Genomic DNA, 12,867 nt, shown 5'->3' on the forward strand with positions numbered 1-12,867 from the left:
GCGAAAGGCGGACCCGCCTTCCCGATGGGGAAGTGAGGTCCGCCTCGCGAAAGTCTCCGGTCAGGCGACCGGAACGATGTTCACGACCTTGCGGCCACGGTGGGTACCGAACTCCACCGCACCGGGCTGCAGCGCGAACAGCGTGTCGTCGCCGCCGCGGCCGACGCCCGCACCGGGGTGGAAGTGGGTGCCGCGCTGGCGGATGATGATCTCACCGGCGTTCACGACCTGACCGCCGAAGCGCTTCACGCCGAGCCGCTGGGCATTCGAGTCGCGACCGTTCCGGGTGGACGATGCGCCCTTCTTGTGTGCCATGTCTCCTCAGTCCCTTACTTCGCAGCCGCGGGGATCTCAGTGACCTTGATCGCCGTGTACTGCTGGCGGTGGCCCTGACGACGGCGGTAGCCGGTCTTGTTCTTGTAGCGCAGAATGTCGATCTTCTGCCCCTTGTGGTGGTCCACGACCTCGGCCTGGACCTTGATGCCGGCCAGCACCCACGGGTCGCTGGTCACAGCGTCGCCGTCGACAACGAGCAGGGTCGAGAGCTCGACCGTGTCGCCAACCTTGGCGGTGGAAATCTTGTCAACCTCAACGATGTCGCCGACAGCAACCTTGTGCTGGCGACCACCGCTGCGCACGATGGCGTACACGCGGATCTCACTCTCTACGCTCGGGAAACGGCACCCCCGCAGGCCAGCCGCCCGCACTGCGGACGACCTCTCCCGGCCAGCCCAGTGCCCGGGAGGAAGAGGTTTACGGGGATGTGGCGCACTCAGTCGGCACGCCGACGGTCAAGATTACGGGTCCCCGGCCGAAGGGGTCAAACCGGCCCGGACTCCAGGGGTGTGCGGCTGCTCACGGCTGGGGCCCGCCGGGGGCGGGGCGAGCGGCGGCTGCGGGGCCTGCTGCGGGGCCCGGGGGCGTACGCAGGGGGCGATTCCAGCCACGGGTGCGTGCGCAGGGGGCGGTTCCAGCTCTCCGGGCCGGGAGCGACTCAGAGTCGGGTACAACCCTCGCGGTCCAGGTACGACCCTCACGCTCCGGGCACGACCTCACGGTCCAGGTACGACCTTCACGGTCCGGGCACGACCTCACGGTCCAGGTACGACCCTCACGGTCCAGGTACGACCCTCACGGTCCGGGCACGACCTCACGGTCCAGGTACGACCCTCACGGTCCGGGCACGACCTCACGGTCCAGGTACGACCCTCACGGTCCAGGTACGACCTCACGGTCCAGGTACGACCCTCACGGTCCAGGTACGACCTCACGGTCCGGTTCCGGCTCGACGGGCCGCGTCCGAACCTGTGGGCCGGGGCCGGCCCCGAGGGCGGCGGATACGACCCCACGGTCCGAGGCCAGGCGCTGGGCCCCCACGAACCGGGACCGGCCACAGAGACGGGTACGACCCCACAGGCCCGGTCCAGCCCCACGACCGGGGCCGAGCCCTAAGAGCCGCGCCGCGCCCCACAGCCAAGGTCCAGCCCCACAGACCGGCAGGCCCCACGGTCCGGGCCCAGCCCGGCGAGCCGCCACCGACTCCACGCCCGGCCCAGCCCGACAAGTACGACCGACACCGGATGCGGCCCAGCCCGACGAGCCTCCCCCGAAACCCGCGGGCCGGACCCGGTCCGTGGACCAGGCCCGACCCGCGGGTGGGGCTCAGCTCTCGTCGGTCGTGGCGGAGGCCGGCGTCGATGCCGACGCCGTCTTCTTCGCGGCCGTCTTCTTCGCGGCGGTGGCCGTCTTGGCGGTCTTCGTCGCCTTCTTGGCCGTCGCCTTCTTCGCGGCGGTCTTCTTGGCCGCCGTCTTCTTGGTCGCGGCCTTCTTCGCCGTGGCCTTCTTGGCGGCCTTGCGGGCCGTCTTCTTCGCCGGCGCCGCCTCCTCCTCGCCCGCGTCCGCCGGGGCCCCGGCAGCAGGCGTCTCCGCCTCGGCCTGGGCCGACGGGACGACCACGACGGCCGCCTCCTCGGACGCGGTCGGCGCGGTGGCCTTGCGCACGGCGCGCCGCCGCGGACGGGCCGGTGCGGACGGCTCGGCCGCCTCTGCGGCAGCCTCGGCCGCGGCCCCGGTCTCTGCCTGGGCCTCCTCGGCCGGGGCCCGCTGCGGCTCGGGCGCGGTCTCCGGGACCGTCACCACGGCCGCCTCGGCCCCCGTCGGGGAACCGGCCGGCGCCGACGCCCTGCGGGTCGCGCGGCGACGGGTACGGCCCTTCGGCGCGGCCTCCTCGTCCGGCACGACCGGGACGACCGGGTCCTCCACGGCCACGGGCTCGGCCTGCGCCTCGGCGGCCGGCTCCGGACGCACCGGACGCTCGGCCTCCTGCGCGGCGGTCACGTCCTGCGCCGTCGGCGCGGCGGGTGCGGCCGGGGCCGCCCCGTCGGCGGAGGCCTTCGGCGCACCCGCCGGAGCGGACGCCCGACGGCTCGCCCGGCGCCTGCCGCGGCCACGGGACGCCGCGGCCTCCGCCTCGGCGACGGAGCTGTACAGCTCCTCGTCCGGGGCCATCTCGAACGCGGGCAGCGCGACCGGCTCGGAGACCACGGGTGCCTCGGCGGCCTCGGTGACGGTCTCGGCCTCGGCCTCCGCCTCCTCCTCCGCGGTCGGCAGGGCGGCCTGGGCCGCCACGGCCTCGTGCTCGTGCTCGTGCGGCTGCTCGGCACCGGCACGGGCGCGCTTGCGGCGCTTGCCGCCACCCGCGCCGCCCGCGGACGGCTGCTCCAGGTGGACGATGACACCGCGGCCGTTGCAGTGGACACAGGTCTCGGAGAACGACTCCAGCAGACCCTGGCCGACCCGCTTGCGGGTCATCTGCACCAGGCCCAGCGAGGTCACCTCGGCCACCTGGTGCTTCGTACGGTCCCGGCCCAGGCACTCCAGCAGGCGGCGCAGCACCAGGTCCCGGTTGGACTCCAGCACCATGTCGATGAAGTCGATCACGATGATGCCGCCGAGGTCGCGCAGCCTGAGCTGGCGCACGATCTCCTCGGCCGCCTCCAGGTTGTTCCTGGTGACCGTCTCCTCCAGGTTGCCGCCCTGGCCGGTGAACTTGCCGGTGTTGACGTCGATGACGACCATCGCCTCGGTCCGGTCGATCACCAGCGAACCGCCGCTGGGCAGCCAGACCTTGCGGTCCAGCGCCTTGGCGAGCTGCTCGTCGATCCGGTACGTGGCGAAGACGTCCACCTCGCTCGTCCAGCGCGACAGACGCGGGGCGAGGTCGGGCGCGACGTGCGAGACGTAGCCGTGGACGGTGTCCCAGGCCTCGTCACCGCTGACGACGACCTTGGAGAAGTCCTCGTTGAAGATGTCGCGCACGACGCGGACGGTCATGTCCGGCTCGCCGTACAGCAGCGACGGCGCGCTGCTGTTGCCGTTCTTGGCCTTCTTCTGGATGTCCTCCCACTGCGCCTGCAGCCGCTCGACGTCCCGGCGCAGCTCGTCCTCGCTCGCGCCCTCGGCGGCGGTGCGCACGATGACACCCGCGTCCTCGGGGACGATCTTCTTGAGGATGGTCTTCAGCCGGGCCCGCTCGGTGTCGGGCAGCTTGCGGCTGATGCCGGTCATCGAGCCCTCGGGCACGTACACGAGGTAGCGGCCCGGCAGGGAGACCTGACTGGTCAGGCGGGCGCCCTTGTGGCCGATCGGGTCCTTGGTGACCTGGACGAGCACGGACTGCCCGGACTTCAGCGCGGACTCGATGCGGCGCGGGCCGTTGGCCATGCCCAGCGCCTCGAAGTTGACCTCGCCCGCGTACAGCACGGCGTTGCGGCCCTTGCCGATGTCGATGAAGGCGGCCTCCATCGACGGCAGGACGTTCTGCACCTTGCCGAGGTAGACGTTGCCGACGTACGAGACGGCCTGCTCCTTGTTGACGTAGTGCTCGACGAGCACCTCGTCCTCCAGGACGCCGATCTGCGTACGGTCGCCGTGCTGGCGGACGACCATCACGCGCTCGACGGCCTCGCGGCGGGCCAGGAACTCCGCCTCGGTGATGATCGGGACGCGGCGGCGGCCCTGCTCACGTCCTTCGCGGCGGCGCTGCTTCTTCGCTTCGAGGCGGGTCGAACCCTTGATGGACTGCACCTCGTCCGTGCCGCCACCGGGCCGCTCGTCCTTCTTGCCGCGCGGCTCGCGGACCTTGACGACGGTGCGCTCGGGGTCGTCGGCGGACGGCTCGCCCTCGGGGCCGCTGTCCCCGGCCCGGCGGCGCCTGCGGCGACGGCGACGGCTGCTGCTGTTGCCGCCGGAGCCCGCGCCACCCGCGTACTCGTCGTCCTCGTCGCCCTCGGCCGCGTCCTCGGCGTCCTCCTCGACCTGCTCGGCGGTGTCCTCGGCGTCCTGCGCGGCCTGCGCTGCGGCGAGTTCGCCGCTCTCCTCCGGCTCCTCGTCACCGCCGCTCTCCGCGGACTCGCCCCGGCGGCGACGACGGCCACCACGGCGACGGCGCCGGCGGGAGCCGCCGTCCTCGCCCTCGTCGCCGTCCGCTGCGTCCTCGGCCGACTCCTCGGCCTCCTCCGCCTCGTCCTCGGCGACGGCCTGAGCGGCCTGCGGCGCCTGCGGGGCCTGGGTCTCGGGCTCCTCGTCGTCACCGGCGCCCCGGCGACGGCGGCGGCGCCGCGCCCCGGGCTGCTCGTTCGCCTCGGGCTGCTCCGCCTGCTCGGCCTTCCGCGCCGACGGCGTGGCGGGCTCGGTGGGCTCGGCGGGCTCCTCGTCGTGCGCGGCCTCGGCGGCCGCCTCGGCGGCGGCCCGCTGCGGGGTCTGGAACTGGAACTTCGGCTCGGCGAACACCGGCGGCTGGAAGACGGCGACGGCGGGCCGTGCGGGCTTGCGCGGTGCGTCCTCCTCCGCCCCCTTGGCACCGGCGGGCTCGGAGAACCCGGTCGCGGCACGCCGCACGACCCGGCGGCGGCCACGGCGCGGCGCGGCCTCCTCGGCGACCTCGGCGGCCGGGGCCTGAGCCGGGGTCTGGGTCTGGGGTGCCTCGGCGACGGGGGCTTCCGCGGCGACGGGGGCCTCGGCAGCCTCGACGGCGGCCTCGGCGGTCTCCGTGGCAGACGCCGTGGCCCGGCGAGTGGCACGACGACGGGCCCGCGACGGAGCGGCCTCCTCGGCCTCCTCCACAGCGGCGGGCGCGACGGCCTCAACGACGGGGGCCTCGGCGGCGGGTGCCTCGACGGCGGACTCGCTCGCCTCGGCGGCGGGCGCGGCGGCGCGACGCGTGGCACGACGACGGGTCCGCGCCGGAGCAGCCTCCTCACCGCTCTCCACGGAGGCGGCGGTGCCGGGCGCGGTCTCGGCGGCGGGGGCCTCGGCAGCCTCGGTGGCGGCCTCGGCGGTCTCGATGACGGGCGCCGTCGCCCGGCGGGTGGCACGACGACGGGCCCGCGGCGGAGCGGCCTCCTCGGCCTCCTCCACAGCGGCGGGCGCGACGGCCTCGGCAGCCGGCGCGACGGCCTCGGCGGCCTGCGGCGCACCGGCGGCAGCGGCCGCGCGACGCCGCGTACGGCGGGCGGGCGCGGGCGCTTCGGCGACCTCGGCGGTCTCACCGGCCTGCTCGGCGGTCTCGGGGGCTTCCGCTGCCGTCGGTGCCCCGGCGGGGGCGGACACGCTGCGCGTGGCGCGGCGGCGGGTACGGCGCGGAGCGGCGGCCTCGCCGGTCTCTACGGACCCGGCGGCCGACTCGTCGACGGCCTGTCCGGCGCCCTCGGCGTCCGCAGTGGCGGCCACGGGCACGACCGTCTCGGCGTCCGCGGCGGCCCGGGCGGCCTTGGGCGCCCCGGTGGGCGCGGACGCCCGACGGCGCGTGCGGCGCGCGGGCTGCGCCTCGGGCTCCGCGTCCACGGCCCCGGCGGCGCCACTGCCCGCCGGCTCCGCGAGCGCGGTGGCCTCGGCGGGTGCCGCGCTCGCCGAGGTGATCTCGGCGGGTGCCTCGGAGGCGGCGACCGGCGGACCCGCCGGTCGCGACGCGGCACGGCGCCGACGACGCGGCGGCAGGGTGTCGCTGGGGGTGTTCAGTTCTTCGGAACCCTGGGTGGGTTCGGTCGGTTCGAGCATGCGGGCGAATCTCCCGTCAGGCTCCCGGGCGCCGCGCCTGGTCCGGTACCGATCGCAGGGATCGGCACCGTTGACGTCCGCGGCCTCGCGGTTGCGCGATGGCCGCCGTCCGGGGCGCGGGCGCCGCACGGGAGCACTCTGTGTCCTGTCTCGCCGGTTCCGTACGCCTTGTCGGTACGGCCTGGCGAAAGTCTTCTGGTCGGTGCGCTGCCCGACCCAGGTGGCTCCCGAGTACGAGGGCGGCGCTTCGACGTCCGTCCCTACGGAACCTTCCCTAAGCCGGCGCCTTCGCGGCGGCGGAGTCGGCGGCCCCTGGTGAAATGGCCGGGGCGGCCGGGTCTGCCTCGCGGTCGGGCGCGAGCGGGTCGGTCACCGTGCCGGTCTCTTCATCGAGCAGCCCCTGCGCCAGCCTGGTCACCGCTGCGGGGACCGGCGGCGCCAGGTCGGCCACGGCGCGGAGACCGGACAGGACGTCGTCGGGTCGTACGGCAGGCGTCACGTGCCGAACAACCAGCCGCAGTATCGCACAGGGCTGGTCGCTCGGCCTATCGGCCGCCGCACCAGGCGTTTCCACGCAGCCCAGATCCACGACCGCGGGACGGGCGTCGAAGGTGCGCACACCGTTCTTGGTCCGGCGCTGTACCTCGACACTCCCGGCGCCGTTGAAGGCCGCGACCGCACGGTCCGCCTCCGCCGGGTCCACGCCGTCCAGCCGCAGCTCCCACACCGAAGCCGTCAGCCGGTCAGCGAGCCCCGACGTGCGGGCCTCGACCGCCTCGACGATGTCCAGCCCGGCGGGCATCGACTCGTCGAGGAGGACGCGCAGCCGCTCCGGGTCGCGGGACGCGGTGAGCGAGATCTCCAGGTACTCCGCCTCACTGCCCGTGCCGGTGGGTGCGGCATTGGCGTAGGACACCTTGGGGTGCGGAGTGAACCCCGCCGAGTACGCCATCGGCACCTCGGCGCGGCGCAGCGCACGCTCGAAGGCGCGCTGGAAGTCACGGTGGCTGGTGAACCGGAGGCGGCCGCGCTTGGTGTAGCGCAGTCGGATGCGCTGCACCGCGGGTGCGGGCGGCGGGCCTTCGGGCTGTCGCTTGCCCAGTGTCGTTCAGTCCTTCGTGAGAGCGGTCCTACTGCTGTCAAGAGTACGTGTCCCACGGCCCGGAGGTTCCCGCCGGGCCACCGGCGGCGCTCACCGCGGCTCCCCGGACCGCGTCCTTCGCGCCTCCGCCCCGCGCACGGGCTCCACGGACATCCACCACAAGAGGGTTTCCGGAAACCGCCGGACCACGCCCCCGGACGTCGGTGGCGGGCCGGCCCGCCACCGAAGTGACGGACCGGCCAGCTGCCGCTCAATCGGCGCTCAGTGCATGTGTCCGCTCCCGGCGGGCTGCTTCACGGTCAGCGGCAGCAGCTTCCGGCCCGTGGGGCCGATCTGGATGCTGGTGTCCATGGCGGGGCATATGGAAAAACGCTGAAAACTGACCAGGAGCTACGCCACGCTGTCTGGCATGAGGAAACGAGGACAACGGCGGCTCGCAGCAGAGCGGGCGGCCTACAACGTGGAAGCCGAGTGGACCGAAGCGGACTTGGCGCTCTTGGAGGAGTTGAAGCGGGCCGAGGCCCTGCTCCCCGAGGACGCTCCCCGGGCACTGCTCTCCATCCGCTTATCCGTGCTGACGGACGACACGACGTCGCCCGTGCGACAGGAGCTCGACCTGCGCATCCTGGCCAGGGAGCGCGGCAGCCGAGTCATAGGTGTGGCTTCCGACCTGAACGTGTCGGCGACGAAGGTCCCGCCATGGAAGCGGAAGCAACTCGGAGAATGGTTGAACAACCGCTCCCCCGAGTTCGACGAGATCCTGTTCTGGAAGCTGGACCGCTTCGTACGCCGCCTCTCCGATCTCTCGATGATGATCGAGTGGAGCCTGAAGCGCGGGAAGAACCTGGTCTCCAAGAACGACAGTCTTGACCTCACGACGACCGCCGGGAAGATCATGGTCACGATCATCGGCGGTATCGCCGAGATCGAAGCGGCGAACACCTCCACCCGGGTCACGAGTCTGTGGGACTACGCGAAGTCCCAGGAAGACTGGATCATCGGGAAGCCGACGTACGGCTACGTGACGGACGAGGACGACACGGGGAAGGTCGTTCTCGCCATCGACCCCGAGGCGTACAAGGCACTGCACTGGGCTCGGGACATGGCGATTCGAGGACGCTCAGCCAGTTTCATGGTGCGCTGCCTGAAGCGGTCCGGCCTCATGAGCCAGGGGCTCACCGTGGTGACGCTGCTCCGCCGGCTCCGCAACCCCGCACTCCTCGGTTACCGCGTGGAAGAGGACAAGAACGGAGGACAACGGCGCTCGAAGCCGGTCCTCGGCAAGGACGGCCGACCGATCAAGGTCGCGCCCGCCATCTTCACGGAGGAAGAATTCGAGACCCTCGGCGCCGCTCTCGACAAACGCAAGAAGAACCAGCCTCCGCGCCGGGTCGGCGGAGCGACACAGTTCCTCGGCGTCCTCCTGTGCGCCGACTGCAAGACGAACATGACCGTGCAGATCACGAACAACACGTACGGGACCTATCAGTACCTGCGGTGCCGCAACTGCAAGAGCGGCGGACTCGGAGCGCCCAACCCCGAGCGGGTCTACGAGCGCTTGGTGGAGGACGTGCTCAAGGTCCTCGGTGACTTCCCCGTAGAGGTTCGCCAGTACGCGGAGGGTGCGGAGGCGCGTAGGGAGATCAAGCGCCTACAGGAGTCCATCGCCCTGTATATGAAGGAGCTGGAACCCGGGGGCCGGTACACGAAGACGCGGTTCACGAAGGAGCAGGCGGAGGCAACGCTCGACAAGCTCATCGCGGAGCTGGAAGCGATCGACCCCGAGACGGCGAAGGACCGGTGGGTCAACGTCCACGGCGGCAAGACGTTCCGTGAGCACTGGCAGGAAGGTGGCATGGAGGCCATGTCCGCGGACCTGTACCGGGTCGGGATCCGCTGCGAGGTCACCCGCACGAAGGTGCCGAAGGTCCGGGCCCCGAAGGTTCACCTCCGTCTACTGATCCCGAAGGACGTACGCGAACGCCTCGTGATCCGAGAGGACGACTTCGCGCAGGCCATCTGAGTGCGGCACGTACAAGATCGAGGCCGCCTTCCCGTTATGCGGGGGAAGGCGGCCTAGCGTCTCACTGGAACCACTTGGTGGCGTCGAACGGTTCCTCCGTACCGTCGTCGTCCACGATCACGATCTCGCTTTCGATCAGGCTCGCGGCTCTGTCGTTCGCGCGCTCAGGTTCGGGCAGCGTCGTGGACCCCACCTCCCTGTTGCCTGGCATCGGCGCTGTGCCGTCGGCACTCTGCGAGGTCTTCGGCGATCCCGGCGGCGATGAGCGCGGCACCCGGGGTGTGGCCGGAGCCGACGTAGCGCCACTGTCGTTCGGTAACCGTGTCAGGGGCGTCGACGTGCCCCTGCTGATGAGCACGCTCGGCACGGAGTGCGGCGTACGTCGTGGAGTAGGCACGGGACTTGGTGAGGATGTGGCCCCGATAGCCGAGGGTGTGAACCCAAGTTCGCAGGTTCAGGGGCGCATACTCCCGCAGACCGCCCAGGCGCCAGCAGGCTCGCATGAGGGCGCGGACGTGTTCACTGACGGGCGCAGACTCGATGTCGGCCCAGGTGGTGAGTGAGCGGTCAGTGCCGGCGCCCGTCTCGCTTGCCCCTTTGGTGACGTACTTCGCGACGTAGGCCGCCACAGCGTCATCGTCGGGCCCGTCGCCACCGGCGTGCAGGAGCCGCGCGTCGAGTTGGGCACCCCAGCGGAGTTCCAGTTCCCCCACAGCCGAGCTGTAGGACGTGCGGACGCAGACCCGCCGGGCGGATGCACGTACGGCGTTAAGGAGCAGTTCCGCGGTGCCCCAGGCCGGGGGTTCATCCTGGTATCCGTTCGGGCCGTCGAGGCGGACGACGGCGTGCACGTGGACGGCCGCTCGCTTCTGATACTCGGCGACACGAGCGAAGGACAGCCGGGCGTGCCGAGCGAAGCGGGACTGTACGAGGCCGACCGAGGAGGCGACGCGACGCCGTACGTCGATGACGAACCGGTCCCAGAGCTTCGAGGCATGGGCGTGCCACAGCACGTGGCTGGTGTAGTCGTAGCAGGCGGCGCAGAGCGGTTGGCCGACGGCCAAGGCGTCCGGGGCGTGGAGGGTTCCGCATCCGAGAGGCCGTCCGTGTTCGCAGGTTCCGCCGTCACGGCGTGGACGGCACGGCTCCCCGGCGCGGTGGACGGGGCCGAAGGACGGGGCGGTGAGGGTGACGAAGAGGCGGGGCCGGTGCCGTACTGCGGCGGGAACGTTCTTGCCGCCGAGGAGGCCGGCGCGGACGAGGTGGTAGGTGTCTCCGGCGTGGAGACGGGAGCAGGCCGGGCATACGGATGCGCGGCGGTTTCGGCAGCGGACGAGGAGGCGTTCGCCGGGCTCGTCGCGGGTGTCGTAGTGGTGGATGATCTCGCCCGTTGTGGCGTCCACGGTGGTGCTGGAGCCGGCGAGATGGACGGGGTGAGCGCAGCCGCCGGTCGCGGTGACTTGCTCCAGCCAGCGGGAGAACTTCGGGTCTTGAGCGAGGCGGATTGCGTCACGGTCTGTCTCGGGGAGCTGACGCAGGCGCGCCGCGCGGTCGAGGGCGGCGCGCCTGTCAGTCCGGGTGATGTCCGGGGTGATGGTGGTGACCTTCCGGGGTGAGCCGCCGAGGCGACAGGGTCGGTGGTTAGTGGCGCGCTGTCGTCCATGGGTCGATCTCCTTGTGAGTGGTGGCTTGCGATGTGCGTCGGTCAGCGGACGGTGCCGGTCCCCCGACAGGTACGGCAGCGCCGCAGTCGTCCGGTCCAGGTCTTGCGGGCGCCGTCGCCCTTGCACTGGGGGCACCTCACACGAGGCATGCGCATGCGCTTACGTCCTTCCAGGTCAGACGTGGTTGAAGCCGCTGAGGAACCAGGTGATGAAGCTGTTGATCGTGAGAGCGACGGGCGTTTCACCGAGGTACATGCCGAACAGGGCGATGCAGGCCGCTTCCCAGATCCGTACGTCGCGGGAGCGGACGAGGAGGAAGGTGATGATCCCGAAGACCACGACGAGCGACACGGCGGTACCTGTGCTGATCACTTGCCGTCTCCTTCCATCACCGCGAGGGCGCGGTCTATGGCGGGCAGCTGCGGGGCCATCCCGGCGTACTTCCGGGCTGTCGAGGCGGCCTCTTCCGTGGGGGTGAGGTGCGAGCGGGCACGGCTCCAGCCGCCGTCCGGCCCGGTGCAGACGGCCACGCCACGTTCCTCAGGCGTGATCGACTGGGCGACGGCCACGGCGTCCTTGTTGAGGTCGCCCAAGGTCATCTCCGCTGTGCCGGGGTCGTTGACGCGGTGGCAGATTCGGCCGCCGAGTTGGGCGCGCAGGGCGGTGACGCCGGGGCCGAGGTCGGAGCCGACGCGTTGGCCGGCGACGACCAGGTGCAGGCCGAGCGCGGCCCCGAGCTGCGCCAGACGGAGCAGCAGCGTGGAGCACTGGTCTGCTTCGGCCTTGCTCTCGCGGGTCCCGTCGGACAGGTACAGCTCCGCGATCTCGTCGACGATGACGACGATCGGCACCGGCCGCAGCTTCTCCGGCAGCTCCCAAATCGAGCGGACCCCGGCCGAGCGGCACGCGCCCATCCGGTCTTGCATGTCGACGACGAGCGCGGAGAGCACGGCGACCGCTTCTCGGCGGCAGGTCGCCAGGGCACTCAGCCGTACGGAGAACAGGCCGAGTTCCATGCCGCCCTTGCAGTCGATGCCGACCAGGGCGACGGGCTGAGTCGCAAGCTGTGTGATCAGCCGGGCGAGGAGCGTGGACTTGCCGGAGCGGGTGGCGCCGACGATGAGCCAGTGGGGTACGAGCCGCAGGTTCACCACCCAGGCGCCGCCGTTCTCCAGGACGCCGATGAGCGCGGAAAGGAGTTCGGCCGGTGCCGTGGCTAAGCCCGGACGCTGAAGCGGATCCGTGGCCGTCGCGGTCAGAAGGACGAGCCCGCGTTCCGGCGAGGTGACCCGGACCGCGTGCACCTTCCACGCGTGGACGAGAGCGTCAGCCGCCTTGAGGAAGGTGGCCGGGGTCTGGCCCGCGTGCAGACGCACGATCACGGTCAGCCCCATGCGAGTAGCGCGCGGGAAGGAGACCCGCGGAGCCACCGGCCGCAACGGGTCGCCCTTCACGACCAGGTCGCCGAGCAGCCCACGCGACGGGCGCCGGGAGACAGCGAGATCGTTGAGCACGGCGACCTTGCGCCAGGTGACCACCACCCGGAACGCGGTGGCCGGGTAACCGACGAGGTACCAGTGCCAGGCCGGCCGATGCCGCCGCAGCAGGTCACCGACGACCAGCATCCACGCCAGCATGGCGAGCGCGAAGGCGAGCACGATCGGCCCCATCACGCGTCACCGCCCTTGGCACGCACCGGACCGTCGTGCACGGCCGTGATCGCGTCGGCGCGGAAGCTGACGCCGTGCCGGTCACCCATCGACCACATGAACGCCGTCAACCCGGTGACGCGGACGATCTGCCCTTCCTCGATCCCCTTCGGCTGACCGCTGACGGCGATCTCGATCACGGAGATCCGCCGACGGTCCTGCCGAACGGTGACGGCCACCGTCCAGACCGGATTGCCGTCCCGGTCCCTCTTCACCTCCTGTGTCTCAGGGTTGCTGAGCTTCGCTTCCGGCGCGATGGCGCACCGCAGTACGCCGAGCCGCGCCGTGTCCACGGGAAAGGACTGCATGATG

10 protein-coding genes are annotated in these 12,867 nt (G+C 71.9%); 1 reads left to right on the forward strand and 9 read right to left on the reverse strand.

Going from position 1 to position 12,867, the window contains the following annotated elements:
* Positions 1 to 60: 60 nt before the first annotated feature.
* The 4 genes from rpmA to AB0G56_RS26735 form a co-directional block, all read right to left on the reverse strand.
* Positions 61 to 315 carry a 50S ribosomal protein L27 gene (gene rpmA, locus AB0G56_RS26720; RefSeq protein WP_018570808.1) on the reverse strand — a complete coding sequence of 85 codons (255 nt, stop codon included), beginning with the start codon at positions 313 to 315 and terminating at the stop codon, positions 61 to 63.
* A gap of 14 nt (positions 316 to 329) precedes the next feature.
* Positions 330 to 650: a 50S ribosomal protein L21 gene (gene rplU, locus AB0G56_RS26725; protein WP_004931419.1), complete on the reverse strand. Its 321-nt coding sequence runs from the start codon at positions 648 to 650 to the stop codon at positions 330 to 332.
* A gap of 1,012 nt (positions 651 to 1,662) precedes the next feature.
* Entirely contained in the window at positions 1,663 to 6,057 is a 4,395-nt protein-coding gene (locus AB0G56_RS26730; protein WP_360973518.1) for an Rne/Rng family ribonuclease, read from the reverse strand.
* Between the two features lie 274 nt (positions 6,058 to 6,331).
* Positions 6,332 to 7,117: a TIGR03936 family radical SAM-associated protein gene (locus tag AB0G56_RS26735; RefSeq protein ID WP_360973520.1), complete on the reverse strand. Its 786-nt coding sequence runs from the start codon at positions 7,115 to 7,117 to the stop codon at positions 6,332 to 6,334.
* 502 nt (positions 7,118 to 7,619) lie between these two features.
* Here AB0G56_RS26735 and AB0G56_RS26740 point away from each other — a divergent pair.
* Positions 7,620 to 9,182 (forward strand): recombinase family protein, encoded by a 1,563-nt coding sequence (locus AB0G56_RS26740; RefSeq protein WP_360973574.1) that lies wholly within the window; start codon positions 7,620 to 7,622, stop codon positions 9,180 to 9,182.
* A 61-nt stretch (positions 9,183 to 9,243) separates the two neighbouring features.
* Here AB0G56_RS26740 and AB0G56_RS26745 read toward each other — a convergent pair whose 3' ends face one another.
* From AB0G56_RS26745 to AB0G56_RS26765, 5 genes are all read right to left on the reverse strand, one after another.
* Positions 9,244 to 9,375, reverse strand: a complete 132-nt coding sequence (locus AB0G56_RS26745) for a hypothetical protein (RefSeq protein ID WP_360973522.1) — start codon at positions 9,373 to 9,375, stop codon at positions 9,244 to 9,246.
* On the reverse strand, positions 9,347 to 10,720 hold the full coding sequence (locus tag AB0G56_RS26750; protein WP_360973576.1) for a replication initiator: 1,374 nt from the start codon (positions 10,718 to 10,720) through the stop codon (positions 9,347 to 9,349). The genes AB0G56_RS26745 and AB0G56_RS26750 overlap by 29 nt, the downstream gene beginning before the upstream one ends.
* 300 nt (positions 10,721 to 11,020) lie before the next feature.
* Positions 11,021 to 11,218: a hypothetical protein gene (locus AB0G56_RS26755; RefSeq protein WP_360973524.1), complete on the reverse strand. Its 198-nt coding sequence runs from the start codon at positions 11,216 to 11,218 to the stop codon at positions 11,021 to 11,023.
* On the reverse strand, positions 11,215 to 12,516 hold the full coding sequence (locus AB0G56_RS26760; RefSeq protein WP_360973526.1) for an FtsK/SpoIIIE domain-containing protein: 1,302 nt from the start codon (positions 12,514 to 12,516) through the stop codon (positions 11,215 to 11,217). Before AB0G56_RS26760 ends, AB0G56_RS26755 begins: the two co-directional genes overlap by 4 nt.
* Positions 12,516 to 12,863: a hypothetical protein gene (locus tag AB0G56_RS26765; RefSeq protein ID WP_360973528.1), complete on the reverse strand. Its 348-nt coding sequence runs from the start codon at positions 12,861 to 12,863 to the stop codon at positions 12,516 to 12,518. The genes AB0G56_RS26760 and AB0G56_RS26765 overlap by 1 nt, the downstream gene beginning before the upstream one ends.
* Positions 12,864 to 12,867: the final 4 nt, after the last annotated feature.

This window comes from Streptomyces sp. NPDC021356 (genome assembly GCF_040641015.1).
Taxonomy (GTDB): domain Bacteria; phylum Actinomycetota; class Actinomycetes; order Streptomycetales; family Streptomycetaceae; genus Streptomyces.

Bases quoted from the DNA above. Each gene is read 5' to 3' on its own strand.
- rpmA (WP_018570808.1), bottom strand. From the start codon at position 315: ATGGCACACAAGAAGGGCGCATCGTCCACCCGGAACGGTCGCGACTCG.
- AB0G56_RS26730 (WP_360973518.1), bottom strand. From the start codon at position 6,057: ATGCTCGAACCGACCGAACCCACCCAGGGTTCCGAAGAACTGAACACC.
- AB0G56_RS26760 (WP_360973526.1), bottom strand. From the start codon at position 12,516: ATGGGGCCGATCGTGCTCGCCTTCGCGCTCGCCATGCTGGCGTGGATG.
- AB0G56_RS26765 (WP_360973528.1), bottom strand. From the start codon at position 12,863: ATGCAGTCCTTTCCCGTGGACACGGCGCGGCTCGGCGTACTGCGGTGC.